The 24,682-nt window shown below is 72.7% G+C and carries 23 protein-coding genes and 2 tRNA genes; 8 read left to right on the forward strand and 17 right to left on the reverse strand.

What is annotated here, in order from left to right; all coding sequences use genetic code 11:
* Positions 1-16: 16 nt before the first annotated feature.
* The 6 genes from ACZ7P3_RS28890 to ehuB all read right to left on the reverse strand — a co-directional run bounded on the left by ACZ7P3_RS28890 (position 17) and on the right by ehuB (position 4,223).
* A tRNA-Lys gene (locus ACZ7P3_RS28890) sits at positions 17-90 on the reverse strand.
* An 87-nt stretch (positions 91-177) separates the two neighbouring features.
* Positions 178-936: an IclR family transcriptional regulator gene (locus ACZ7P3_RS28895; protein WP_472086048.1), complete on the reverse strand. Its 759-nt coding sequence runs from the start codon at positions 934-936 to the stop codon at positions 178-180.
* Positions 937-1,146: 210 nt separating this feature from the next.
* Complete coding sequence (gene ehuA / locus ACZ7P3_RS28900; protein ID WP_472086050.1) at positions 1,147-1,923, reverse strand: ectoine/hydroxyectoine ABC transporter ATP-binding protein EhuA; 777 nt, start codon at positions 1,921-1,923, stop codon at positions 1,147-1,149.
* 10 nt (positions 1,924-1,933) lie between these two features.
* Positions 1,934-2,584: an ectoine/hydroxyectoine ABC transporter permease subunit EhuD gene (gene ehuD / locus ACZ7P3_RS28905; RefSeq protein ID WP_472086052.1), complete on the reverse strand. Its 651-nt coding sequence runs from the start codon at positions 2,582-2,584 to the stop codon at positions 1,934-1,936.
* Positions 2,581-3,300, reverse strand: coding sequence for an ectoine/hydroxyectoine ABC transporter permease subunit EhuC (gene ehuC / locus ACZ7P3_RS28910; RefSeq protein ID WP_472086054.1), 720 nt, complete (start codon positions 3,298-3,300; stop codon positions 2,581-2,583). Before ehuC ends, ehuD begins: the two co-directional genes overlap by 4 nt.
* A complete protein-coding gene (gene ehuB / locus ACZ7P3_RS28915) occupies positions 3,297-4,223 on the reverse strand; it encodes an ectoine/hydroxyectoine ABC transporter substrate-binding protein EhuB (RefSeq protein WP_472086056.1) in 927 nt (308 codons plus the stop codon). The genes ehuC and ehuB overlap by 4 nt, the downstream gene beginning before the upstream one ends.
* Before the next feature lie 47 nt (positions 4,224-4,270).
* Here ehuB and ACZ7P3_RS28920 point away from each other — a divergent pair, with 47 nt between their 5' ends.
* On the forward strand, positions 4,271-4,765 hold the full coding sequence (locus ACZ7P3_RS28920) for a DUF3830 family protein (protein WP_472086058.1): 495 nt from the start codon (positions 4,271-4,273) through the stop codon (positions 4,763-4,765).
* Here the strand turns inward: ACZ7P3_RS28920 and ACZ7P3_RS28925 are convergent.
* Positions 4,746-6,161, reverse strand: a complete 1,416-nt coding sequence (locus tag ACZ7P3_RS28925) for an amidase (RefSeq protein ID WP_472086060.1) — start codon at positions 6,159-6,161, stop codon at positions 4,746-4,748. The genes ACZ7P3_RS28920 and ACZ7P3_RS28925 overlap by 20 nt on opposite strands.
* A 16-nt stretch (positions 6,162-6,177) precedes the next feature.
* Complete coding sequence (locus ACZ7P3_RS28930) at positions 6,178-7,149, reverse strand: D-2-hydroxyacid dehydrogenase (RefSeq protein WP_472086062.1); 972 nt, start codon at positions 7,147-7,149, stop codon at positions 6,178-6,180.
* Positions 7,150-7,275: 126 nt separating this feature from the next.
* Here ACZ7P3_RS28930 and ACZ7P3_RS28935 point away from each other — a divergent pair, with 126 nt between their 5' ends.
* The 3 genes from ACZ7P3_RS28935 to ACZ7P3_RS28945 all read left to right on the forward strand — a co-directional run bounded on the left by ACZ7P3_RS28935 (position 7,276) and on the right by ACZ7P3_RS28945 (position 10,282).
* On the forward strand, positions 7,276-8,100 hold the full coding sequence (locus ACZ7P3_RS28935) for a maleate cis-trans isomerase family protein (protein ID WP_472086064.1): 825 nt from the start codon (positions 7,276-7,278) through the stop codon (positions 8,098-8,100).
* Positions 8,097-8,828 carry a maleate cis-trans isomerase family protein gene (locus ACZ7P3_RS28940; RefSeq protein ID WP_472086066.1) on the forward strand — a complete coding sequence of 244 codons (732 nt, stop codon included), beginning with the start codon at positions 8,097-8,099 and terminating at the stop codon, positions 8,826-8,828. Before ACZ7P3_RS28935 ends, ACZ7P3_RS28940 begins: the two co-directional genes overlap by 4 nt.
* 365 nt (positions 8,829-9,193) lie before the next feature.
* Positions 9,194-10,282 carry an LLM class flavin-dependent oxidoreductase gene (locus ACZ7P3_RS28945; protein WP_472086068.1) on the forward strand — a complete coding sequence of 363 codons (1,089 nt, stop codon included), beginning with the start codon at positions 9,194-9,196 and terminating at the stop codon, positions 10,280-10,282.
* Here ACZ7P3_RS28945 and ACZ7P3_RS28950 read toward each other — a convergent pair.
* Entirely contained in the window at positions 10,261-12,072 is a 1,812-nt protein-coding gene (locus tag ACZ7P3_RS28950; RefSeq protein ID WP_472086070.1) for a putative bifunctional diguanylate cyclase/phosphodiesterase, read from the reverse strand. The two genes, ACZ7P3_RS28945 and ACZ7P3_RS28950, sit on opposite strands and share 22 nt — an antisense overlap.
* A gap of 366 nt (positions 12,073-12,438) precedes the next feature.
* Between ACZ7P3_RS28950 and ACZ7P3_RS28955 the strand changes: the two genes are divergently transcribed.
* Positions 12,439-13,653, forward strand: a complete 1,215-nt coding sequence (locus tag ACZ7P3_RS28955) for a M6 family metalloprotease domain-containing protein (RefSeq protein ID WP_472086180.1) — start codon at positions 12,439-12,441, stop codon at positions 13,651-13,653.
* Positions 13,654-13,717: 64 nt separating this feature from the next.
* On the opposite strand, the gene ACZ7P3_RS28960 is transcribed toward ACZ7P3_RS28955, so the two are convergent.
* The 7 genes from ACZ7P3_RS28960 to ACZ7P3_RS28990 form a co-directional block, all read right to left on the reverse strand.
* Positions 13,718-13,791: transfer RNA gene (locus tag ACZ7P3_RS28960), tRNA-Lys, on the reverse strand.
* On the reverse strand, positions 13,782-14,366 hold the full coding sequence (locus ACZ7P3_RS28965; protein ID WP_472086072.1) for a bifunctional DNA primase/polymerase: 585 nt from the start codon (positions 14,364-14,366) through the stop codon (positions 13,782-13,784). Before ACZ7P3_RS28965 ends, ACZ7P3_RS28960 begins: the two co-directional genes overlap by 10 nt.
* 487 nt (positions 14,367-14,853) lie before the next feature.
* Positions 14,854-15,225, reverse strand: a complete 372-nt coding sequence (locus tag ACZ7P3_RS28970; protein ID WP_472086073.1) for a hypothetical protein — start codon at positions 15,223-15,225, stop codon at positions 14,854-14,856.
* Between the two features lie 125 nt (positions 15,226-15,350).
* The gene (locus ACZ7P3_RS28975; protein ID WP_472086074.1) at positions 15,351-16,724 is read right to left on the reverse strand and encodes an AAA domain-containing protein; all 1,374 of its coding nucleotides are present in this window, start codon (positions 16,722-16,724) and stop codon (positions 15,351-15,353) included.
* Positions 16,721-18,373 carry a hypothetical protein gene (locus ACZ7P3_RS28980; RefSeq protein ID WP_472086075.1) on the reverse strand — a complete coding sequence of 551 codons (1,653 nt, stop codon included), beginning with the start codon at positions 18,371-18,373 and terminating at the stop codon, positions 16,721-16,723. The genes ACZ7P3_RS28975 and ACZ7P3_RS28980 overlap by 4 nt, the downstream gene beginning before the upstream one ends.
* Positions 18,364-19,566, reverse strand: coding sequence for a hypothetical protein (locus tag ACZ7P3_RS28985; protein ID WP_472086077.1), 1,203 nt, complete (start codon positions 19,564-19,566; stop codon positions 18,364-18,366). Before ACZ7P3_RS28985 ends, ACZ7P3_RS28980 begins: the two co-directional genes overlap by 10 nt.
* On the reverse strand, positions 19,463-20,407 hold the full coding sequence (locus tag ACZ7P3_RS28990; RefSeq protein WP_472086079.1) for a phosphatase PAP2 family protein: 945 nt from the start codon (positions 20,405-20,407) through the stop codon (positions 19,463-19,465). Before ACZ7P3_RS28990 ends, ACZ7P3_RS28985 begins: the two co-directional genes overlap by 104 nt.
* Positions 20,408-20,662: 255 nt before the next feature.
* Here ACZ7P3_RS28990 and ACZ7P3_RS28995 point away from each other — a divergent pair, with 255 nt between their 5' ends.
* A complete protein-coding gene (locus ACZ7P3_RS28995; RefSeq protein WP_472086081.1) occupies positions 20,663-21,268 on the forward strand; it encodes a histidine phosphatase family protein in 606 nt (201 codons plus the stop codon).
* Positions 21,269-21,570: 302 nt separating this feature from the next.
* Here the strand turns inward: ACZ7P3_RS28995 and ACZ7P3_RS29000 are convergent, their stop codons facing one another.
* Positions 21,571-23,040, reverse strand: a complete 1,470-nt coding sequence (locus ACZ7P3_RS29000) for a hypothetical protein (protein WP_472086083.1) — start codon at positions 23,038-23,040, stop codon at positions 21,571-21,573.
* A 262-nt stretch (positions 23,041-23,302) separates the two neighbouring features.
* On the opposite strand from ACZ7P3_RS29000, the gene ACZ7P3_RS29005 reads away from it, so the two are divergent.
* Positions 23,303-23,731, forward strand: a complete 429-nt coding sequence (locus ACZ7P3_RS29005) for a hypothetical protein (RefSeq protein WP_472086085.1) — start codon at positions 23,303-23,305, stop codon at positions 23,729-23,731.
* 34 nt (positions 23,732-23,765) lie between these two features.
* Positions 23,766-24,635: a spermidine synthase gene (locus ACZ7P3_RS29010; RefSeq protein ID WP_472086087.1), complete on the forward strand. Its 870-nt coding sequence runs from the start codon at positions 23,766-23,768 to the stop codon at positions 24,633-24,635.
* The last annotated feature ends 47 nt before the right edge of the window (positions 24,636-24,682 follow it).

The following is a 24,682-nucleotide window of genomic DNA, read 5'->3' on the forward strand; positions in this document are numbered from 1 at the left end:
CTCGCCATCATCCTCGTGCGCCGCCAGGGACTCGAACCCCGGACCCGCTGATTAAGAGTCAGCTGCTCTAACCAACTGAGCTAGCGGCGCATGACTCTCGCCTTCCGCTCTTCGCGGCCGGCGACGAAGAAAATACTACCTGGTCCGCGGGGGTGGTCATGACCACCCCCGCGGCGCCTAGATCGTCAGGGAGAGCAGGACCGGTGCAGCGCTGCGGTTGAGGGCGTCCGCGGCCTGGCGCAGACGGTGGGCGTGCTCCACCGGGAGGGACAGGGCCAGGCAGCCGACCGATGAGCCCGCGGTGATCGGGACGGCCGCGCAGACCGTGCCGATCGCGTACTCCTGGAGGTCCAGGACGGGCACGGTCGGCGGCTGCGACTCCAGGCGGGAGAGCAGCAGCTTGTCGCTGGTGATGGTGCGCGAGGTGAGGCGGGCCATCTTGTGCCGGGAGAGGTGGTCGCGGCGGGCGTTGTGGTCCAGCTGGGTCAGCAGGCTCTTGCCCACGGCGGTGGCGTGGGCGGAGTAGCGGAAGTCGACCCACTCGTTGACCGCCGGGGTGGCCGGTCCCGCGGCGTACTGGGTGACCTTGACCTCGCCGTCCACGTACCGGCTCATGTAGACGGCCGCGCCGACCGAGTCCCGCAGCCGGTCCAGTGTGTGCTGGAGCTTGTCGGCCAGGGCCCGCTCGCGGTCGTGCGCCGAGGTGAGGCGGCGCAGCGTGTCGCCGGTGACGTACGCCCCGTCGGTGATCTGCTCGACATAGCCCTCGCGGCGCAGCATGCGCAGCAGGGCGGTCAGCCGCTCGGGGAGCAGGCCGGTGCGGCGGGTCAGCTGGGTGTCGGTGACGCCGGCGGGGTGGCGGGCCACGGTCTCCAGTATGCGCAGCGCGTCCTGGGCGGAGTGGTACGGGGCGGTCGGCTCGTGCATCAGCGCCACGGTTTCCCCCTGCGCTCACCTGTCTGTGGCCGCGAAATCCGGTCGGCGGATCCCTACCACGATAACGGGCAAAGGGTCGTTGGGGAGAGGGTGTTGGCGAGATTGTGCTCCTCGCCGACCCCTCTCATCTGGGACACAGATCCTTAGGCATATGCCAGGGTCATGACCCACTGTCGTGACCTCGGCACTTGCCCTCTTCACACTCCGTAGTCAGAGAACCGCGCTGAGGAATTCCCGGGTGCGGTCCTGCTCCGGATCGCTGAAGATCTTCTCCGGCGGACCCGACTCGATGATCCGCCCGGAGTCGAACATCAGCACCTGATCGGAGATGTCGCGGGCGAAACCCATCTCGTGGGTCACGCACAGCATCGTGATGTCGGTGCTGCGCGCGATGTCCCTGAGCAGATCGAGGACGCCCGCGACCAGCTCCGGGTCGAGCGCGGAGGTCACCTCGTCCAGGAGCAGCACGCGCGGCCGCATCGCCAGCGCCCGGGCGATCGCCACCCGCTGCTGCTGGCCGCCGGAGAGCCGGGTGGGCCGCGCGTCGCACTTGTCGGCCAGCCCCACCAGGTCCAGCAGCTCCCGGGCGCGCGCCTCGGCCTCGTCCCTGGACATGCCGAGCACCTGCACCGGCGCCTCGGTGATGTTCCGCAGCACGCTCATGTTCGGGAACAGGTTGAACTGCTGGAAGACCATGCCGATCTTCTGGCGGACCTCCCGGACCTGCTTCTCCGACGCCGGGAAGAGCTGCTCCCCGTCGACCGTGATCGTGCCCTCGTCCGGCTGGGTGAGGGTCATCAGCAGCCTGAGGATGGTGGTCTTGCCGGAGCCGGACGGGCCGATCAGCGTCACGTGCCTGCCGGAGTCGACGGTGAAGTTCAGGTCGTCGAGGACGGTGTTGGTGCCGAAGCGCTTGGTGACGCCGGCCAGCCGGATCAGCTCACCGCCGGCCGTGCTCGCGCCGGCGCTCGGCTCGGGCTGCTTCATGAGGGGAGTGTCAGCGGACAAGACGTCGCTCCAGGGCTCGCATAAGAAGGGAGGCCAGAGAGGAGATGAGGATGAAGGCCACCCCGATCACGGTCAGGGGCTCGGTGAACTGGAAGTGCTGCTGGGAGTAGAGCCGGGCCTGTCCGAGCATCTCCAGCACGGTGACCACCATCAGCAGCGGCGTGTCCTTGAGCATGGAGACCACGTAGTTGCCGAGGGCGGGGGTCACCCGGCGGATCGCCTGCGGCAGGATCACCGCGGTCCAGGTCCGCCGCCGGGGCAGGTTCAGCGCCGTCGCCGCCTCCCACTGGCCGACGGGCACCGCCTCGATACCGGCCCGGTAGACCTGCATCGTGTACGTCGAGTAGTGCAGACCGATCGCGAAGACGCCGGTGGACAGCGCCGAGAAGGTCAGGCCCCACTCGGGCAGCACGTAGAACAGGAAGAACAGCTGGACCAGCAGCGGGGTGTTGCGCACGAACTCCGTGACCACCCCGACCGGCCAGCGCACCCAGCGGCTCGGCGTCCGCATCAGCAGCGCCCACACCAGACCGAGGGTGAAGGAGAGCAGCGAACCCAGGGCCACGGCCTCCAGGGTGACCAGCAGCCCCTTCCAGAAGTGCGGCATGAAGTCGCTCACGGCGTTCCAGTCCCACTTCATGCGACACGACCCCCCACTCCGGTCGTCTGCGCCCGCTTCAGCTCACGCGACGCCGAGAAGGTCCCGGCGTCCTTGCCCACCCCGGCCTTCAGCCGCTTCTCCAAGGAGCGCATCAGGCGGGTCAGCACGAAGGCGATGGCGAAGTAGATCAGCAGCACATACGTGTAGATCTCCGCGCTCTGCTGCAGCGCGAGACGCACCAGGTTGGCGCTGAACGTCAGATCGCCCATGCCCATGACCGACACCAGCGCGGTGCCCTTGAGCAGCTCGACCAGCAGGTTGCAGAAGGACGGGATCGTCTCCGGCACCGCCTGGGGCAGCACGATCAGCCTGAGCCGCTGCCAGGGCGTGAAACCGAGCGCGATCCCGCCCTCCTTCTGCGCCGGGTCGACCGCGTTCAGCGCGCCGCGCACGATCTCCGAGCCGTACGCGCCGTACGTCAGCCCGAGCGCCAGCGTGCCCGCCCACATCGGCACCAGCTGCCAGCCGAACGCGACCGGCAGCACGAAGAACACCCAGAAGATCATCACCAGGGCAGAGGTGCCGCGGAACACCTCGGCGTAGAAGCCGGCGAGGAAGCGGACGATCCACAGCCGGTGGGTGCGCGCGACACCGACGACGAACGACACCGCCGTGGCCAGCAGTGCGCTGAACACCAGCAGCTGGACGGTGGTCCAGACGCCCTTCAGTACGAGTTCCCACAGTCCCGGGGTCATCCGCCGCACAGCTCCTTCGCGGTGAGGTCGGTCATCTCGGCCTTCGTGAAACCGAAGGGCCTGAGGATCCGGAACAGCTCGCCGTTCTTCTTCAGCTTGTGCAGCTCGGCGTTGAAGGAGTCCCGCAGCCGCGTCTCGGCCGACCGGAACGCGAACGCGCCGCCGTCGACGTGCGGTTTGCCCTTGACCAGCGGCGCGAAGGGCTTGGTCGCCTCCGCCCTGGCGGACTTCTTCACCACCTCACGGACGGTCACGGCCGTACCGGCGAAGACGTCGACGCGCCCGGCCTCGACGGCGTTCAGCCCGGCCACCTGGTCCGGGACGATCAGGATGTCGCTCTCCTTGTAGCCGGCCTCCACCGCGTACTGGATCTCGGCATAGCCGGTCCCGGTGGCGAACTTCGCCTTCTTCTCCACCACGTCCTGGTACGAGTGCAGACCCTTCGGATTGCCCTTGCGGACGATGAACGAATCCAGCATCTGGTAGTCCGGATCCGCGAAGATCACCTGCTCGCAGCGCTCGGGATTGACGTACATCCCGGCGGCCACGACATCGAACTGCTGGGAGTTCAGCCCGGGGATCAGCGAGCCGAACTCGGTCGGCACCGGCTGCACCCGGTCCACGCCGAGCCGCTTGAAGACCGCCTTCGCCAGCTCGGGCGCCTCCCCGGTCAGGTGGCCGTCCTTGTCGATGTACCCGAAGGGGATCTCACCGGCGATCCCGAGCCGCACGACGCCCTGTGCGCGCAGCCGGCCGAGCAGGTCACCGCCCTTCACCCCGGACGCCGAGGCCACCCGCGTACAGCCCGTGGCACCCAGTGCACCCACCGCACCGAGCGCCACCGCTCCCGCGAGCACCGAGCGTCTGCTGTGTCTGTGTTCCGACCGGATTGTGTGTATGCCGTTCCCAAGTGGTGGAGCCATGGCGGCGCGGCTACCCAAGCGCACCGGTCGTATGCACTCTTGATTTCATGGCCGATCGATTCGTCACCGTCTCGCTCGAGAAGCGCGACGTGCACTGCACGGCACGACTGCTGGACGACCGCGCGCCCCTGACCTGCACGGCGGTGTGGGAGGCCCTGCCGCTCGCGGGGGACGTCTTCCACGCCAAATACGCGCGCAACGAGATCTACGCCCTCTTCCCGCCGTTCGCCTCCACCGAACCCCCACTGGAAAACCCGACGGTCACCCCGATCCCGGGGGACCTCTGCTACTTCTCCTTCGCCGGCGCCGAACTGGGCACCAAGGCCTACGGCTACGACCGCGAGCTCCGCCCCGGCACCACCGTGGTCGACCTGGCCCTGTTCTACGAGCGCAACAACCTGCTGCTCAACGGGGACGTGGGGTGGGTGCCGGGGATCGTGTGGGGGCAGGTGGTGGACGGCCTCGACCGGATGGCCGAGGCCTGCAACGACCTGTGGCGCAGCGGGGCGGCGGGGGAGACGCTCAGCTTCCGGAGGGCGTGAGCCCCGCCTCCCGGAGAGCGGGCGGGAGCCCCGCCTCGTAGAGGGCGTGCGCCGCCCGCAGGACCAGGTCGTCCCGGTGCCGGGCCGCGACGATCTGCATCCCGGCCGGCAGTCCGGCGCCGTCGGTGCCCACGGGGACCGTCGCCGCCGGCTGCTGGGTGAGGTTGAAGGGGTACGTGAACGGCGTCCAGCCGGTCCAGCGCCGCAGACCGGACCCCCTGGGCACCTCCTCGCCCGCCTCGAACGCCGTGACGGGCAGGGCCGGGGTGACCAGCAGGTCGTACCGCTCGTGGAAGCGGCCCATCCGGCGGCCGAGGTCCGTGCGGACGTCCACGGCGGCCAGGTAGTCCAGCGCGCTCAGCCGCCCGCCCCGGACGCACACATCGCGCAGCCCGGGGTCGAGCAGCTGCCGCCGGTGCGGCGAGAAGTGCTGGGTGATCCGGGCCGCGCCGCTGAACCACAGCGCGTGGAAGGCCTCCACCGGGTCGCTGAAGTCCGGGTCGGCCTCCTCGACGTACGCCCCGAGACCGGCGAGCGCGGCCACCGCCCGCCGTACGGCCGCCGCGACCTCCGGATGGACCGCCACCTGCCCGCCCAGGGACGGCGAGTACGCCACCCGCAGCCCGCGCACACCCTTGGCCAGCCCCGCGGTGAACGGCTCGGGCGCCGGGGGCAGCGCCGACCAGTCGCGGGCGTCGGGTGCGCCGATCACGTCCATCAGCAGCGCCGCGTCTGCCGCGTCCCGGGTCATCGGGCCCACGTGCGACAGGGTGCCGAACGGGCTGGCCGGATACACGGCCACCCTGCCGTACGTCGGTTTCAGCCCGAAGATCCCGCAGAACGCCGCCGGGATGCGGATGCTGCCGCCGCCGTCCGTCCCCAGCGACAGCGGGCCCGCGCCCAGCGCGACGGCCGCCGCACTGCCGCCGCTGGAGCCGCCCGCGGTGCGGGACGGGTCGTGCGGGTTGCGGGTCACCCCCGACAGCGGCGAGTCGGTGACGCCCTTCCAGCCGTACTCGGGTGTCGTCGTCTTGCCGAGGAAGACCGCTCCGTGCTCGCGCAGCCGGGCGACCGAGGGCGCGTCCTCGGCCCAACTTCCCTGCTCGGACACGGCCTTCGAGCCGCGCAGGGTGGGATGGCCGCGCAGCAGCAGGACGTCCTTCACCGTCACCGGCACCCCGTCCAGCAGTCCGGCCGGCTCACCGCGCCGCCACCGCTCCTGCGACTCCCGGGCCCGCGCCAGCGCGTCCTCCTCGGTGAGCCGCACGAACGCGTTCACCTCCGGCTGGATCCGCCGCGCCCGTTCCAGGGCCTGCCCGGTCGCCTCCACGGGACTGAACTCGCCCTTGCGGTAGCCGTCGAGCAGTTGTACGGCGGTCAGGTCGGTGAGCTGCATGCACCCTCCTGGTGGGTCAGTGGCCCGGTACGTAACCACGCTTCTTGTCGACCACGTTCACCAGTGATCTGCCCGCCGCCCAGCGCTCGTACAACTCCACGAACTGAACACCCAGTTCGTCCCGCCAGCCGGCGGTGTCCCCGCTCATGTGCGGGGAGACGATCAGCCCCGGCAGCCCCCACAGCGGACTGTCCTCGGGGAGGGGCTCGGCGGCGAACACGTCCAGGGCCGCGCCCGCGATCCAGCGCCTGCGCAGCGCCTCGGTGAGCGCGTCCTCGTCGACCAGCTGCCCGCGGCCGACGTTCACGAAGACCGCCGATGGCTGCATCACACCGAACCGGTGGACGTCGAACATGCCGGACGTCTGCGTGGTCAGCGGCGCGGCCGCGATCACCCAGTCCGCGCGGGAGACCAGCCGGTCCAGGTCGCCCGGGCCGTGGATCCCGGTGCGCGGCTCCCGCCCGACCAGCGCCGTCGTCACGTCCAGGGCCCGCAGCGTGCGGGAGATCGCCCGGCCGATCGGCCCGGACCCGACCACGCAGGCGCGCGTGCCCGCCACCCGCCGGGTCTCCCGGTGCCGCCAGGTCCGCTCCCGCTGGTACTCCAGCGTGCGCGGCAGATCCTTGGCCATCGCCAGCACCAGGGCGGCCACGTACTCGGCGATCGGCTGGTCGAAGATCCCGCGCGCATTGGTCACCACGGTGTCGGACGCGGCGAGTTCCGGACACATCAGATGGTCCACGCCCGCGCTCGCCGTGTGCACCCAGCGCGGCCGCGGCCCCGGCCCGGGCCAGGCCTCGCGCACCGCGTACGAGGTGAAGTCCCACACGAGCAGCACGTCCGCCTCCGGCAGCCGTGCGGTGAGGCCGGCCGCGTCGGTGTGCACGACCCGGGCCCGGCCGGTGAGACGGCCGAGCCGCGGCGGAGGGTCGGCATCGAGGACCAGGAGGGTGGGGAGGGCGGGGAGGGCGGGGAGGGTCGGCGTCATACGAGGCGACTCCGGGCGTCTGACATGCGCGGATTGACCACGCTCGCACCCGAACCTACCTTCGTCAACACGGGCGTATCCACCATCCGTTGTTCCCCCGTCTCCCAGCGTGAGGCCGGTGCTGCCATGGACGTCTCCTTTCTCGGCGGCCCTCGCCCGCAGCGCGGTGTCGCTGTCGTGGCTCCCTTCGACTTCGCCCTCGACCGCGAGCTGTGGCGCTGGGTGCCCGACGAGGTGTCGCTGCATCTGACCCGCACCCCGTTCGTGCCGGTCGAGGTGAGCCTGGACCTGGCCCGGCTGGTCAGCGAGCACCAGACGCTCGGCGAGGCGGTGCGCGCGCTGAGTGCCGTCGCCCCCGAGGTCGTCGCCTACGCCTGTACCTCCGGCAGCTTCGTCGGCGGGATCGCGGGCGAGCGGGCGATGTGCGCGGCGATGAGCGCGTCCGGTGACGCGCTGCCCGCGGTCACCACCTCGGGGGCGCTGCTGGAGGCGCTGGAGGAGCTGCGGATCCGACGGGTCGCCCTCGTCACCCCGTACACGGTGTCCGTCACCCGCGCCCTGGAGGAGTACGTCGCCGAGGCCGGCGTCGCGGTCACCGGCTGCTCGTTCATGGGGCTGACCCGGAGCATCTGGCAGGTGCCCTACCGGGACGTGGTCGCGATGGCCCGCCGCGCGGTCCGCCCCGGCTCGGCCGACGCGCTCTTCATCTCGTGCACCAACCTGGCGACCTACGACGTGATCCCCCAGCTGGAGGCCGAGCTGCGCATCCCCGTCCTGTCCGCCAACCAGGTCACGATGTGGGCTGCCCTGCGCCGGCTGGGTACCCGAGCCGTGGGGCCCTATCAGGCGCTGCTGGACGAAGCCGCGCGTGACTGGCCCGCACTGCCGGCAGAAAGCCAGGACCGCCAGGACCGCCAGGACCGCCAGGAACACGGAGAAGGGCTGACATGACTGCACTCGGATTCCTCTACCCCGGCCACTCCGGCGAGAACGACTATCCGCGCATCGAGCAGCTGCTGGGCAGCGACATCCGGGTGGACCTGGTGCACACCGACATCGGTGAGGACGCGCACCGGGTGGACGCGCTGCGCGAGATGGGCTCGACCGAGCGGCTCGCCGCGGGCATGGAGGAGCTGCGGCTCACCGGCGCCGAGACGGTGGTGTGGGCGTGCACCAGCGGCAGCTTCGTGTACGGCTGGGAGGGCGCCCAGGAGCAGGTGCGGGCGCTGGCCCGGGTGGCCGGGATGCCGGCCTCCTCCACGTCCTTCGCCTTCGTGCACGCGGCGCGCGAGATCGGCGTACGACGGGTCGCCGTGGGCGCGACCTACCCGCAGGACGTGGCCGCGCTGTTCGCGGACTTCCTGCGGGCCGCCGGGCTGGAGGTGGCGGCGGTGCGGTCGTCCGGCATCGTCACGGCCGCCGAGGTGGGGACGTGGGGGGAGGAGGAGGTGCTGACGCTCGCGAGGGCGGCGGACGCCTCCGGCGTGGAGGCCGTGCTGTTGCCGGACACGGCGTTGCACACGGCCGCGCACATCGGCCTGCTGGAGAAGGCGCTGTCCAAGCCGGTGCTCACGGCGAACCAGGTGTCGGTGTGGGAGGGGCTGCGGCTGGCCGACCGCCGGGTGAATGCGCCGGCGCTGGGGGCGTTGTTCACCAGGGAGCCGATCGTGCAGGTCTGACCGGCCGGCCCCGGGGCTCCGCCCCGCCCCCCGCCAGGGGCTCCGCCCCTGGATCCCACCGCCCACCCACCCGACTCGCCCGGCCGAGAGGCCGCCCCGGCGCCCCGGCACCCCGGCGCCCCGGCACCCCGGCTCGCTCGGCCGAGGGGTTGGCCCGGTGCCCCGGCTCGGGCGCCCGAGAGGCCGGCCCGCTACCCCGGCTCGGGCGGCCGTGAGGCTGTCTCGGCGTCCGGCCCGGGCGGCCGGGACGTCGGCCTCTGCCCCCTGGTCGCCACCCGGCTCGGGTGGGTGGGGGAATAAGCGGGGACCGCCTCCTGTTACGGGGCCGTAGGGCAGTTCACGGTCGGAAACAGGAGGCATACACCGTGTCGGCAGACGAGATCCGGGGCACGACGTACGGGAGTGCCCCCGTCCCCCTCTCCGTACTGGACCTGGTGACCGTCGGCGCGGGCAGTACCGCCACCGACGCGCTGCGCACCAGCGTGGAGCTGTCCCGCTTCGCCGAGTCGCGCGGCTTCCACCGGTACTGGGTGGCCGAGCACCACTCCATGCCCGGCGTCGCCTCCTCCTCGCCCGCCGTGATCCTCGCCCACCTCGCCGCCCACACCGACCGCATCAGGCTCGGCTCGGGTGGCGTCATGCTGCCCAACCACGCCCCGCTGGTGATCGCCGAGCAGTTCGGCACGCTGGAGGCGATGGCTCCGGGGCGGATCGACCTGGGCCTGGGCCGGGCACCCGGCACCGACGGGGCCACCGCCGCCGCGCTGCGCCGCACCGACACGCTGAACGAGGGCGCCGACGACTTCCCGCAGCAGCTCGCCGAACTCACCCGTTTCCTGGACGACGACTTCCCCGACGGGCATCCGTACCGGCGTATCCACGCGATTCCCGGGCCGGTGCAGGGCAGCAGCCCGGGCGGCGTCCAGTCCCCGCACCGCCCGCCCGTCTGGCTGCTCGGCTCCTCCGGCTTCAGCGCCCGCCTGGCCGGCCTGCTGGGGCTGCCCTTCGCCTTCGCGCACCACTTCTCCGCGCAGAACACCATCCCGGCCCTCGACCTGTACCGGCAGACCTTCCGGCCCTCCGCGGTGCTCGACGAGCCGTACGCCCTCATCGGCGTCTCCGCCCTCGCCACGGACGACGAGCGCGAGGCCCGCCGTCAGGTGAGGGCCACCGCGCTGAACATGATCCGGCTGCGCACCGGCCGCCCGGGCCTCTTCCCCGACCCGGAGGAGGCGGAGGCGTACGAGTTCAGCCCGATGGAGGAGGACTTCGTCGCCTCCTGGAGCGCCAACATCGTGCACGGCACGGCGGACGAGGTCCGCTCCGGCCTGGACGACCTGCGCAGGCGCACCGGCGCGGACGAGCTGATGCTCACCTCGCACGCCCACCGCGGCGCACTGCGGCTGCGCTCCTACGAACTGATAGCGGACGCCTACGGCTTGCCCACCGCGTAGGTCTGCGACCCCAGCAGCTCGGAGATACGATCCGGCGGCACCGGGCGCGAGTACAGCCACCCCTGCCCGGTGTCGCAGCCGATCCGGCGCAGCCGCGTGGCCTGGGCCGAGGTCTCCACGCACTCCGCGGTGACCGTCAGACCGAGACGGTGGGCCAGCTGGATCATCGCCTCCACGATCACCTCGTCGGCCGCGTTGGGCGGCACGGCCACCGTGCTCTTGTCGCCCTCGTACTGGAAGCCGCGCACGAACGAGCCGTCCAGCTTCAGCACCGACACGGGCAGCCTGCTCAGATACGCCAGGTTCGAGTAGCCGGTGCCGAAGTCGTCGATGGCGATGCGCACGCCCATGTCGCTGAGGGCCTGGAGGGCCTGGAGCGGACGGCCCCCCGAGCCCATCACGGCGGACTCGGTCAGCTCCAGCTGGAGCAGGTGCGGGGCGAGTCCGGTCTCGGCGAGGGTCTGCGCCACGTCCGCCACCAGGTCCGAGTCCCACACCTGACGCACCGCCACATTGACGCTCACGAAGATCGGCGGCTCGCCGGGGTTGTCCAGCTGCCAGCGGCGGGCCTGCCGGCAGGCGGTCTCCAGCGCCCAGCGGCCGAGCTGGACGATCGAACCGTCCTCCTCGGCCAATCCGATGAACCGATTCGGCGTCAGTGTGCCGAACTGAGGATGATTCCAGCGGATCAACGCCTCGACCCCGCTCAGCCGGCCGTCCTCCATGCCCACCAACGGCTGGTACTCCAGGGCGAACTCACCGCGCTCGATGGCCGGGCGCAGGGTGGAGGAGAGGGCCTGACGGGTCATCCGGTGCGCGTTGCGCTCGGGGTCGAACAGCGTCCAGCGCCCCTTGCCGTCGGCCTTCGCCCAGTACAGGGTCGTATCGGCCGCCTGCATCAGCCCGGTGGCGGTCGTGCCGGCCGCGTGCCGTTCCACGACACCGATGGAGGCCGTCAGCGACAGCCGCTGCCCGGCCAGGTCGAAGGGTGCCTCCAGGGCCTTCAGCGCGGACTCGGCCAGCTCGGCCACTTGTTCGGTGCCGGTGGAGTCCTCCACGAGCAGGGCGAACTCGTCGCCGCCGAGCCGTGCCACCAGGGGTGTGCCCGTGCGGGCGTAGCCGGCCTCGTCGGCGACCCGGGTCAGCCGCTCGGCGACGGCCGAGAGCAGCCGGTCGCCGACCCGGTGGCCGAGGGTGTCGTTGACGGCCTTGAAGCCGTCCAGGTCCAGGTAGCACAGGCCGATCCGGCCGGTGCCGCTCAGCTCGTACGAATCCGCCTCCAGGGCGGCCGTCAGGCGCTCGAAGAAGAGGGTGCGGTTGGGCAGCCGGGTCACCGGGTCGTGCATCTGCAAGTGCCGCAGCCGGGCCTGGAGTTCGCGGCGGGCGCTGATGTCGGCGACCGACACGAGGACGCCGGGCCCCGCACCCGCCAGCGGGGCCACGGTGACCTGCACCCACACCGAGTGGCCCTCGGGGTGTTTGAGCCGCCGGGTGCAGCGCAGCTTCGCCTGCCGGCCGCGCAGGACCTCGCGGTAGGCGTGCCAGGTGCGGGCGTCCGAGGCCAGGTCCACCAGGTCCGCGGCGACCCGCCCGGGCAGGGTGTCCGGGTCGGTGCCGAGCAGCTCGCCGAGGGCTGCGTTGGCGCTGACGACGAGGCCTTCGCGGTCGACGACAGCCATGGCGAGCGGGGCAGCCGCGAAGACACGGTGGTAGGTGTTGTGATCACTGTCTGTGACGGCTGACCGGTCGAGGTCTGCCGCGGGCGTCGGCCCTTCGGACGTTCCGCTCACCGCTCGCTCCCGCAGTGCACTCGATCTCTGTCCGTGCCGGAAAGTGTGCCGATCATAGAGGCTGGCCCCGGGCCCTTCCAGCCACTCTCCAGTGTCCAGGACAGACCACAGGTTCTGACAGATCGTTTCTGCCCGCACCTGGGCGGGTTCTTCAGGCCCCCGACCAGTTGTGACGTTCCGTGAGTGTTTCGGGGTGTCGACCGCCGGTGCACGCCCGGCGCCCAAATGGGCGTACTCACCCTTCTGGTTCAGACAAACAGGGCGAACATCAACAAACTCGCACAGTCTGGATTCGGTGTCCCGTGAACCGCATCCGGAGGTCCTTCCGTGCCCAAGCTGCGCAGCACCGCCGCCGTGTTCACCACGATGTCGGCGCTGGCCGCGACCTCGATCCTCACCGGCCCGTCGGTCGCCGAGCCCTTCTCGCCGGCCCCGTGTGCCCTGCACCGGACCGAGGCTCACCACTCGGAGGGGGTGGACACCTGGAACTCCGACTACGCTCGCCCGACCGGCGCGGTCGACGCAGTGATGATCTTCCTCTCGTTCCCGGACGCCGTTCCGCGCACCACTCCGGCCGAGCTGACCGCCGACCACTTCCCGGCCACCAGTCGGTTCTTCGAACGGGCTTCCTACGGCAGGTTCACCCTGCGCCCGCATCCGCTGGGGCACTGGCTGCGCATGCCGCAGCCGTCGGCCTCGTACGCCATGCGACGCGACTGGAGCGCCGCCGACCGGGCCGCCTACCTGCGCGATGCGTTCGCCGTGGCCGACAAGGAGGTCGACTTCTCCCGCTACGGCGTCGTCTACTTCGTCGCCGACCCGGATGCGCCCGGCGTGGACTCCGACGCCACGAAGGTCGTCAATCTCGATACCCCCATGCACGTGGATGGCACGGATGTGCGCAGGGTGGTCACGGTCTTCGAGAAGCACCCGCCCGACCATCTGGTCCTCGCCCATGAGACGGGCCACGTCTTCGACCTCCCGGACCTCTACCACCGTCCGGTCGACGGAAAGGGCGACTGGGACACCTACGTCGGCGACTGGGACCTGATGGGCAGCCAGTTCGGGCTGTCCCCGGACCTGTTCGCCTGGCACAAGTGGAAACTGGGCTGGCTGGATCCGCGCCAGGTGGTGTGCGTGCGCGGTGCCGGGCCGACCCGCCTCACCCTGGAGCCCCTGGAGGCCGGCCCGGGCGTCGCGGTGCAGGGGGCGGCCGGTGCTCCCGCCTTCGGCCTCGGCCACGGCGCGAAGCTGGCGGTCGTGCGCACCGGGCCGGACAGTGCGCTGGCCTTCGAGGCGCGCGGCTCGGCCGGAAGCGACCGTGCGGTCTGCCGGCAGGGGGTCCTGGTCTACCGGGTGCGCGGCGGCGCGGAGTCCGGCGGCGGCCCCGTCGAGGTGGTGGACGCCCACCCGCACACCGAGGCGTGCTGGGAGAACTCCGTCTACGCGCCGCTCGCCGACGCCCCGGTCTCCCTCGGGGAGAGCTTCACGGTGCCCGGGGACGGCGTGAAGGTGGAGGTGGAGGACCGCACGGCGTCCGGGGCGTGGACGGTGAAGATCACGCCCGGGGTGGCCGACTGAGCGGGCGCCGTGTATACGAAGAACGGCGGGCCGGATTCTTTCGAACCGACCCGCCGTCGTCATGTGCGCCGCCAGGGACTCGAACCCCGGACCCGCTGATTAAGAGTCAGCTGCTCTAACCAACTGAGCTAGCGGCGCCTGCTGACGTCGTAGACCTTAGCATCCTGGTCGGCGGGAGGAAAAATCGAAATCCGCACGGCCGTACGGGCCGCCCGCACGGCCGCCCAGAGCACGACCTCGGGGCCGGGCAGCCAGGGGTGACGGGTGTCGGGGGCGACCAGCCAGCGGGAGCCGCCGAGGGCGGGGGAGTCGCTGCCGGACAGGGCCGGGACGGTCACCGCGTCCCCCGTGCCGTGGCACAGCAGCGGCGGCACGGTCGCCGTCCGGCTGCCGTGTGCGCCGCCCCACTCCTCCCAGGTCAGCAGCGAGGGCAGTCGCTGGGCCGTGCCCGGGGCGGCGAACAGCAGCATGCGGCCCCGGAACATCGCGACGGGTCCGGAGCCCGGTCCCTCGTCCCATAACCGGTCCAGCATGCGGCGCCCGAAGATCGCGGGGGCGCTCACCACGTCGAAGACGGTGCCGCAGGGCAGGACCAGCGGGGCGTCCGGGCGCTCCTGCCAGTGCGCGAGTGTGCTTCGCGGATACGTTCCTGTCGAGGCGAGCCAGGCGGCTCCGTCAGGGGTGGCACAGGTGACATTCGGCGTGCTGCTCATGCCAACCAGATGTACCGGCCGTGAGTGCGCGGTTCTCCTGAGTTGCGGAAATTCGGGACAGGAGGGTGAAGGGAGGAGTATCTTGCCCGCCTGGCATATGCCAGGCGCGTTTGGGCAGCCGCCCGGGGCCGACGGGGCAGAGGCCGACGGGCCGACGGGCCGGACCGGCTGAACCGCCTGGACCGACTGGACCGACTGGAGTGCTCGGACCGACCGGATCGGCCAGATCGGTTGGATCGGTTGGATCGGTCGGATGGGCCGGCTGGTCCGGATCGGGTCCGGCTGGACCGACTGGAGTGCTCGGACCGACCGGATCGGCCAGATCGGTCGGATGGGCCGGATCGGTCGGATGGGCCGGATCGGTGGGCCGCCTGAACCGGCCGGATTGCCGGGTCCGGCTGGATCGGCCGGAGTGCTCGGACCGGCCGGATCGGCCGGTCTGCTGACCGCCTGGACCGGCTGGACGGGCTGTGTCGGGATCGGTGGGCTAGACGGGGTCGACGGGTGTCCGGCCCTCCGTGTCGGCCCCTCGCATCAGATCCTCGCCGAACTCCACCATCCGCTTCGCGTAGTCCTCGGTCCACTCCGCCTGTTCGGCGATGGCGGCCGGGGTCAGCCGGTCGAACCGGCGCGGGTCGGCGAGCTGGGCCGCCGCGACGGCCTGATACTCCACGGCCCGGTCGGCCGCCGCGCGGAACGCCTGGGCCAGCTCCGTCGCCCGGGCCAGCAGCGCCCGCGGATCCTCGATCGACTCCAGGTCGAAGAAGTGCTCGGGATCGCCGGCCGCCTCCGCGGGCTCGAAGATCAGGGGCGCGGGGCGTAGCCGCGGTTCGTTCCGACGCGGCGTGGGCTCCGCCATGTCTTCTCTCCTCCTCGTACGATCCGGTCGGCCCCGCCTTCCGGTGGGCCATCGTCCATTGTCTCGCGTGCGGGCAAGGGGACCTCGGAGGTGCCGGAAGTCCTGCCCGCAGGGCTCGCAGACGCTCAGGGCCGCCAGGCCACCCGGTGCTCGCCCAGATGCGCCAGCACCGCGTGGTTCGCCTCCCAGCCGTCCGGAAACTTCACCAGCGTGCCCAGCTGGACCGGTTCCGTGGACGGGTAGTCGTCCAGGAGGTCACCCACGCCGGCGCGGCACACCACGATGCACGCGTGCCGGTGCCGGGAGGCCAGGACGCACAGGCGGCCGGTCTCCAGGTGGAAGGCGGTGGCGTCGGGGCGGCCGGAGAGCGGGTGCAGGACGACCGTGACGTCGTACTCACGGCCCTGGAGGCGGTTCGCGGTGTCGACCGTGACGTCCGGCACGCCCAGCTCGGCGAGAGCCGAGCGGACCGCCGCCGCCTGGTCCCGGTGGGCCGTGCCGACGGCGATGCGGTCGGCGGTGAGCGGGGCGGGGGCCGGGACGGGGGGCTCCCCGGTCGAACGGGGTGGCGACGGGGGAGGCTCCGAAACGGCCGCGCCTTCCCTGTCCAGCAGGCGTCGTACGACGGTCGCCACCGCCCGTACCGCCTCCGGGTCCGTGCGCGGGGTGTGCCGGGCGGGCAGCTCCAGCAGGCCCCAGCCGGACCGGGCCGCCTCGTCGATCACCCGGTCCGGGCCCGAGCCGTCGGAGGGGACGGCGAAGGCGAGGCGCCGGTCGCCGGGTCCGGTGCCGCTGCGGAACGGGGTGTAGGGGTAGAAGGCGTCCGAGACCAGCGGGGCCGCGGAGGCCGGCAGGCGCCAGGAGACCGGCAGGCGGTGCTGCGGGAGCTGCGGGTTGTGCGCCAGCAGCGTCGTCACGGCCGAGGCCGACGGGTCGTAGGACAGTCCCGCCCACTGCTCGCTGCCCACGATCGCGAAGGGATCCAACTGGCCCGGGTCGCCCACGAACAGCGCCCGCTCGAACAGGCCGGCCACGGCCAGCAGGGAGTCCGAGCGCATCTGGTACGCCTCGTCCACGATCGCGTGCCGCCACGGCTCGTCCACCGTGACGTGCGCCCACTTCGCGGCGGTGGACAGGACGACCGGCACGCCGTTCAGGTCGGCCGCCTTCGCGGACGTACGGACGTTCGCCAGGCCGTCCAGGGCCTTGTCGTAGGGGTCGGCGTCGCTGCTGTGCAGGCGGCCCACCGGCAGCTCGGGGTTCTTCGCCGCGAGCCGCAGCACCAGGTCGTCCACCTGGGCGTTGGTCTGGGCGATCACCATCAACGGGCGCCCCGCACCGGCCAGTTCGAGGGCCGCGCGGACCACCAGGGTGGACTTGCCGGCGCCGGGCGGGGAGTCCACGACCACGCCCCGCTCGGTGCCGTGGAGGGTGTCGTGGAGGATCGCGTCGGTGGCGCGTGCGGCCGCGGCCGCGGGGTCGAAATCGAGGGTCGTCACAGCACGTCCTCCTCGGTCACGGCGTCCGGCGCCTCCTGCACGGCCTCACCCGGCGGGCCGCCGTGCGTCCACGGGGTCTCCTCCGCGTCGGGCAGCTTCGCGCCGCCGCGCTGCTCGTGCTCGAAGAGGGTGAAGCACACCGCGTCGCCCTTCTCCGGCACCGAACCGGGCTCCGGCTCCCTGCCCCGGCCCATCTTGTCCACGATCCGCAGCACCAGCAGCCCCTCCTCGGCGGGGCCGTCGTACCCGGCGAACTCCGCCGCCTGCGGCTTGCCGCCCAGCGAGCGGTACACCTTCGCGCGCTCGGCCAGATGCGGCCGGTCCTCGGTGCGGACGGTCACCAGCGGGCGCGGGGCGGGCCGCCTGCCCTCGCTGTAGGCCATGACGACATCGGTCACCTCGCCCGCGAACGCCTCCCCGGCCAGCCGCCGTCCCGCCATCACCAGCGGGTCGTCCAGCGCCTCCTGCGCCTCGACGCGGGCCTGTTCGCGCTCCCGCGTGGCCAGTTTGTTCGCTGCCGTCACCGCGTCGTCGCGGCGCGGCTGCGGGGGCTCACCGGCCAGCACCCGGTCGCGGTGGCCGGTGAAGGACCAGCGGTCGCGGGTCCACCGCTCCTCGACACGCGCCCCCTCGGGCAGCGTCCGCAGCAGGTCCAGGCCCCGCCACACCGCGTCCCAGGTGGGCCGGGTGCGGCTGTCGACCAGGTCGCGGACCTCACGCTCGGCGGCGGTGAGCGCGGCCAGCCGGTCGTCCGCCTCCAGGGCGTCCTCGGCGGCGGCCAGTGCGGTGCGGGCACGGTCGTAGCGCTCGATCGCCGGGGCCAGCAGCTTGTTGTCGAACGCCGGATCGGTGGCCGGTCCGGCCGGCGGGCACAGCAGCTGGCCGTCGGCGTCGCGGGCGAGTTCGGCGCGCCGGGCGGCCTCGGCACCGGTGCCCGTCCGCCGGAGGTCCCCCCGCTCACGAAGGTCCCCCTGCTCCGGCGAGGCCGGGACCGGGGGAGGGTCGATCCAGGCGAGCAGCGCGCCCAGGTGCTGGTCCTCCAGGCTGGACTGGCCGGTCGCCCAGTGCCGGGACAGCAGGTCGGTGACCGCCAGGAGGAGTGCGGAGCCGGGCACCCGGGCCCGCTCGCCGTAGTGGGTCAGCCAGCGGCCGAGCAGGGGGATGCGCGGCGGTGCGGGATGCGGTGTCTCCGGGTCCTGCTCGGCGGTGCGGCGAAAGCGCATGGAGCGGCCGAGCAGCCGTACGTACTCCAGGCCCGCCCGGCTCGGCACGATCAGCTGGGGGGCGTCCGCGCACAGCTCGACCTCGACCTTGACCCGCTTGCCGGTCTCCGGGTCGGTCTCGGTGCGCTCGGCCGCCTCGACGGCCTCCTGGTAGGAGTCGAGGTACGGCAGGACGACATCGGCCAGCTCGGCGAGGAACGCGAAGCGCAGATCGCGGTCGCGGGGCTGCGGTACGACCAGCAGGCGAGGAGCGTCCCGGTCGGTGCCGACCAGCGCGCCGAGCGGGGCACCGGTCTCACCGGCGGTGGTGAGCGGCACCAGGACCAGCGGGCGGTCGGACAGGCGGCGGTGGCGGACGGTCGCGACGGGCTGGGCGTGTCCGGTGCTGACGGCCTCCAGCCGGGCGAGGGTGGCGATCAGCGACAAGGGGCCACCTCCCGGCCGGCCGCGGCGAGCGCCTCCGCGCGCAGGGCCGCCGCCCGGCGCAGGGCCGCCACCGTCGGGTCGTCGGCATCGCCGCTGTCGCCGCGGGCCGCGGCGAGGACGTCCCCGACCGTCGTCAGGCCGCCCAGCTCCGCGCGCAGGGGGCGGCCGAGACGGGTCACGGCATCCGCCGCGCGGGAGCGTTCCCGGCAGTGGAAGGCCAGTTCACAGGCGGACAGGCACTCGGGCGCATAGGCCGCCGGGACCGCCTCCACGGCCGCCGTGAGCTGCTCGGCCGGCCGGTCCGGGGCGAAACAGGTGCCCTCGGGCAGGGCGTCGGCGATCTCCTCGACACGGGTGAGCCGGGCCAGCTGGCGGGCGGTGACCGCGCGCTGCTTGCGCACATCGACCGCGGAGCCGGTGGCCAGGTTGGAGAAGTCCTTCGGGCACACCAGCAGCACCCGGTGCCGTACCCGGGCGGCGGGGGTGCCGTCCTGGGCGAGACGGGCCGCGACCTCCTCCAGGGCCAGCACGTACACCGCCGCCTGCCGGGCGGCCGCGCCCACCTTCGCCGGGTCGGCCGAACCGTCCAGCATAGGGAAGGACTTGATCTCCACGACCGTCCAGCTGCCGTCCGGGTGCACCACCACCGCGTCCGGCTCCAGGAACGCGAGGGAGCCCGCCACGTCCAGGGCCAGCATCGGATGGTCGAGCAGCGTCCAGCCGCCCGCGGCCACGGCCTCGCGCAACGCCAGCGCCGTACGGGCCGTACGCCCCTCGGGGCCGAGCGCGGACAGGTCGGGCACGGCGGCCCCGGCGGGCGGCTCGGCGCCCGCGTCGAGGCGGGAGTGGACCAGGCGCAGCAGCTCGGCGCCGCCGTCCGCCTTCACCCGGGCCTCGAACGCGTTGCCCCGGGTCAGCGCGAACTGGGACTGGCCGAAACCGGAGGGCGCGCCCAGCGCGTTCGCCAGCGCCGCCTTGTCCACGCCGGCACCGTCCAGGATCGCCCGCCTGCGGCACCCCGGGTTCGCGGCCAGCGCCGCGAGGGCGCGCGCGTCCAGCGCCTTGGCCGGTACCTCGGGACCGCGCAGCTCAGCGAGCCGGTGCCGGAGCGCCTTCGCCCGTGTCGCTGGGGGAGGCGTCCGGGTCGGCTGCGGATGTGCGCTGCGACTCGCGCTGCCGTGGAATTCGCTCACCCGCGGAAGTCTGGCATCCGGCACTGACAATCGGGGAACCCGTGTCTGCCGGTACCGCTGTTGCACGACGGCCCAGGCGGGTCCGGAGCAGGTCCGCGCCGCGCATCACGCGCGGTGCGAGCAGCAGGCCGAGGCCCATCACGGCCACGCCGGCGACCGCGTCCAGGAAGTAGTGGTTGGCGGTGCCCATGACGACGATCGCGGTCAGCAGCGGGTAGGCGATGCCGAGGACCTTCGTCAGGCGGTTGCCGCCGTACCGCCACAGCATCACGCCGCACCACAGCGCCCAGCCGACGTGCAGGCTCGGCATCGCCGCGTACTGGTTGGTCATGGCGCCCATGCCGCGCGGCGCGCTGGCCTCACCGCCCCACCAGCCGTACGAGTGGTACTGGGCCATCGTGTCGACGAAGCCGTGGCCCGCGGAGAGCAGCCGGGGCGGGCAGGTGGGCAGCAGGGTGAAGCCGATCAGACCGATGAACGTGGACGTCATCAGCCAGGTGCGGGCCGCGCGGTAGTGCGCGGTGCGGGCCCGGAACAGCCAGATCAGGATGGCGGGCGTGATCAGGTAGTGCAGCGAGGCGTACCAGAAGTCGGCCGGTACGCCGAGCCATGCCTCGCGCGTGAACAGCCGGTTGAGCGGGTGCTCGGCGTTGAGGTGCAGGGCCTTCTCGATGCGCAGGATCGCCAGGCCGTGGTCGACGGCCGAGGAGACGTCACCGCGGGCGAGGAGGCGTCCGGCCGAGTAGCAGCCGTAGACCAGCAGGATCAGCGGAAGTTCGGTCCACCACCGCAGCCGGGTTCGCGGGACCGCCTCGGTGCCCGGTGTCTCGGTCTGCGGCATCGGATCGCCCTCCCCCTTCTGCTGTGGTCCGCCCCGACGGGCGACCGTGCCACTTTACGGTGTCCATATCCCGGCCCTGCGGGCGCTGTCCCGGCGATGCGGGCGCGGTCCCGCGCTTGTGGGCGTTCCAGCCCTCAAAGACGCCGGGATCGCCCGCCGGGTTGCCCCTGCTCCGGGTGAGCGATGATGGAGGGACCTGGCTTCTTGTCGTTCTTCCGGCGTCTGCTTGGCGTCCCGCTCCCGGAAAGGTTCCCCATGGCACCGCGCATCCTGCTGGCCCGGCACGGACAGACCGAATGGTCGTTGTCCGGCAAGCACACCGGCAGGACCGACGTGCCGCTCCTGGAGGAGGGCCGGCGCGGGGCCAAGCTGCTCGGCGAACGGCTGCACCGCGCGCCGTTCGACGGGCTGCCCGGGGTCGAGGTGCGCACCAGCCCGCTGGCACGCGCGCGTGAGACGTGCGAGCTGGCCGGGTTCGGCGAGCGCGCCGAGTCCTGGGACACGCTGATGGAGTGGGACTACGGCGCGTACGAGGGCATGACCCCCGCCGAGATCCAGGCCGTCCGGCCGGGCTGGCTGATCTGGCGGGACGGCGTCCCGGAGGGGGAGAGCCTCGCGGAGGTCACCGCGCGCGCGGACGAGGTCGTCGCCTGGGCCCGCTCGGCCGACCGTGCCGGCCGTGACCTCCTGGTGTTCGCCCACGGGCACATCCTGCGGTCCATCGGCGCGCGATGGCTGGGACTGCCGCTGGAGTTCGCGGCACGGATACGGCTGAATCCGACCTCGCTGTCGGTACTGGGGTGGGCGTACGGCGAGCCGGCGATCGAGAGCTGGAACGACGTGGGCCACTTGGCAGGCTGACCGGAACCGAACGACCCCCCCACGGCCACGTGCCCCGAAGGGGGTGCGGGGAAGTGCGCGATCGGCCCCGGCACGCCTGCGGCGGAGGGTGGTCCTGGCGGTGCCCGAGGTACGGCTGCTTGCGGTCTCGTGCCCCGAAGGGGCGTGGGGAAGTGCGCGATCGGTCCCGGCACGCCTGCGGCGGAGGATGGTCCTGGCGGTGCCCGAGGTACGGCCGCTCGCGGTCTCGTGCCCCGAAGGGGGCATGGGGGACTGCGCGATCGGCCCCCACGCACCCGCAGCCGACGACGGTCCGGTGCTCCCTACGCCCGCCCGGCCCGCGGAAGCGACGCATGGCGGTCGAGGAATTCCGAGACCCCCGATGCCCGCCGGTGCGGCAGCAGGACCCGGGCCGTGCCCGCCAGCATCGTCTGGATGCGGGACGACTGCACCTGGGCCAAGAGGTCCAGCACGCGCAGCGCCGCCGACGCCGCTTCGTCGGGGCGCCCCTCACGGGCCAGGTCGTCGGCCAGTTCGGCGGTGTAGAGGGCGATGTTGCGGGTGAAGTGGGGGTCCTGGAGCTGGGCCGCACGGTCGGCGTGGCGCGACGCACGCCGCCAGTCGCCCAGCGTCGACCAGCACTGTGCCTCCAGCCCCTCCAGCTCGGCCTCTCCGTAGAAGCTCATCCACTCGGGGTCCGCCTCGGAGAGGCCCCGCTCGAAGAGGGCCTGCGCGCGGGCCAGCGCCTGTTCGCATCCGGTGCGGTCGGCGAGGCCCGCCCAGCCGCCCGCCTCGCGCAGGGCGAGCAGGGACATCAGACGCGGTGAGCCCAGGGGGCGGGCCGCGCGCTGGGCGGCCTGCGCGGCGCGTACCGCCTCGCGGGGCCGGCCCGCGTCGCGGGCCAGGAACGCCGTGTTGCAGAAGGCATGGGCCTCAAGGCCCGGATCGTTGGTCATCCGCGCGGTGGCCAGCGCCTCCGCGTAGTGCGAGCGGGCGTCGTCGAAGCGGCCCGAGTCATGGGCCAGCCAGCCCACCGAAATGGCCAGTTCACCGGCGCCCGAGTGCAGTCTCTCCGCGGTCGTGAGCCGGGTCGCGCCGGCATCCAGCAGCGCATAGGCGGCGCGCAGGGGAGCCGCCGCGCGCCGGTACAGACCGTCCGCTCCGTGCCGGTCGTCGAGCAGCCGGATGCGGCGGACGGCCTCCTCCAGAGCGGCCGCCTCCGGGGTACCGGCGCGGCGCAGCGGCCGGACCGCCGCCGCGGCGCCGGTGGTGAGCCCCAGCGGGCTCAGCGTGGCGGCGGCCATCGTGGCGCCCCCGCCGGTCATGAATGCGCGACGCAGCACGTCGCTCTCCTCGTGGTTCAGTGGGTCGTTCTCGTACGGCTCGTGCGGGTCGTACGGTTCCTGCGGGTCGTACCGGTCCTGCGTGTCATACGGCTCGTGGGCCCCTTGCGTCTCAGCGGTGCCGAGCGCCGAGGGCGCGTCCGCGGCCGTACGTGCCGCGCGTCCGCGGACGGACGAGCGCGGCGCGAAGCCGAGGTCGGTGAGCGTGCGGCCGGGGAACATATGGAGGAACACCCGTTCGTACGCGTAGTTCGGGCAGCGGATCTCACCCGCCTCGACCCGGCCGATGTAGCGCGCGTCACAGCTCACCCGCTCACCGATCTCGCGCGCGGCCCGCCGCACCAGCGCCGCGAACTCGGCCGGTGAGCGCCGGCCGCGCAGCTGCCGGAAGGCGAGGTTCGGCCGTGCCGGCCGTTCGGGCTGTGACGAGGTCTCGGTTGACGACGCCATGGCCGGGTCCTCTCGTGCGAACCGTCGAACCATGCCGGACCCGGGGCGGGTTCGGGCTGAGTTGTCCGTGTGACACCCTGGTTCCGGCGAGCAAGAACGTACCTGCTGTGTTGGACTCGCCACGCAGGGTTTAGCTACAAATCGGATATCTCCTCCACGATCTGCCATGAACTGCCATCCTTTGCGGCGCACTTGTGCCGTAGCCGTTGACGGGCTCGCGCGTTGAACACCATGGACTGCAACAGGCGTGGTGGAGGCCGGCATGGAGACCAGCCAGAGCAACGATCCTTGTACGTCGGGCGCGTCGGCTGTGCCGGGTACGCCGCCGTCGCCGACGGCCCGTGACGCGGCCTGCGACCTTGTGACGGTGCCGGCCCGGCAGGGGCTGGAGGCGGTCGACATCCTGCGGCGCGGGGCGGGCGAGGCCGTGGGGCCGGTACTGCACGACGACGGCTGCGGCACCCTCGGCTTTCTGGTGCCGGCCGGCACCGCCGCCTGCTGGGACGTGCCGGGCAGCACCTGCACCGAGACGAACGGGCGGGGGCTGCGGCTGAACCCGGAGCCCCCGGTGGAGGGCTCGGACTGGCTGCTGCCGCCCGGCGAGGCCGACCTCGCGACCGACCCTGTGGTGCTGCGCCGGGCCCTCGGGGAGGCGGCCCGGCTGATCGAGGCCGCGGACAGCCGCCGGTGAAGCGCGTGCCCGCGGGAGCTGCGAAAATGGACCGATGGGCAGGTCCAGGAACAACCGGCGCAGGTCGGCCGCCGTCGAGGCCGTGGTGGAAGCGGTCGACGGCGGGCTCGCAGAGCTCATACCCGACCCGGACCGGCCCCGGGCCTGGACGCTGCTGATCGACGGGGCACCCCAGTCCCACGTCGACCTTGACGACCCGGCCTACCTCTCCTTCGAGTACCAGCGCCGCCTCGGCCATGTCATCGACCTCGTCGCACCGCCCGGCAGGCCGGTGCAGGCCGTACACCTCGGCGGCGGCGCCCTCACCCTCGCCCGGTACGTCGCCGCCACCCGCCCCCGCTCCACCCAGCAGGTCGTCGAGCGGGACGCGGCCCTCGTCCAACTGGTACGCCGCGAGCTGCCGCTGGACCCCAACGCCCGGATCCGGGTCAGGTCCGCCGATGCCCGCGCGGGTCTTGCCAAGGTGCCGGACGGCTGGGCCGACCTGGTCGTCGTCGATGTCTTCAGCGGCGCCCGGACCCCCGCCCACCTCACCTCCACCGAGTTCCTGGACGAGGTCCGCCGCGCCCTGAAGCCCTCCGGTGTCTACGCCGCCAACCTCGCCGACGGCCCGCCGCTCGCCCATCTGCGCGGCCAGATCGCCACCGCGGCCGCCCGCTTCGCGGAACTCGCCCTGATCGCGGACCCGGCCGTGCTGCGCGGCAAGCGCTTCGGCAACGCCGTCCTGGCCGCCTCGGACGTCCCGCTGCCACTCGCCGAACTCACCCGGCGCGCCGCCTCCGACCCGCACCCCGCGCGCGTCGAACACGGCCGGCAGCTCACCGACTTCACCGGCGGCGCCGTCCCCGTGACGGACCAGGCGGCAGTGGCCTCCCCGGCCCCGCCGCCCTCGGTCTTCCGCTGAGCCTCCCCGGCCCCGCCGCCCTCGGTCTTCCACCGAGCCGCCCCGGC

The sequence above is a fragment of the Streptomyces sp. NPDC107581 genome (assembly GCF_055657175.1).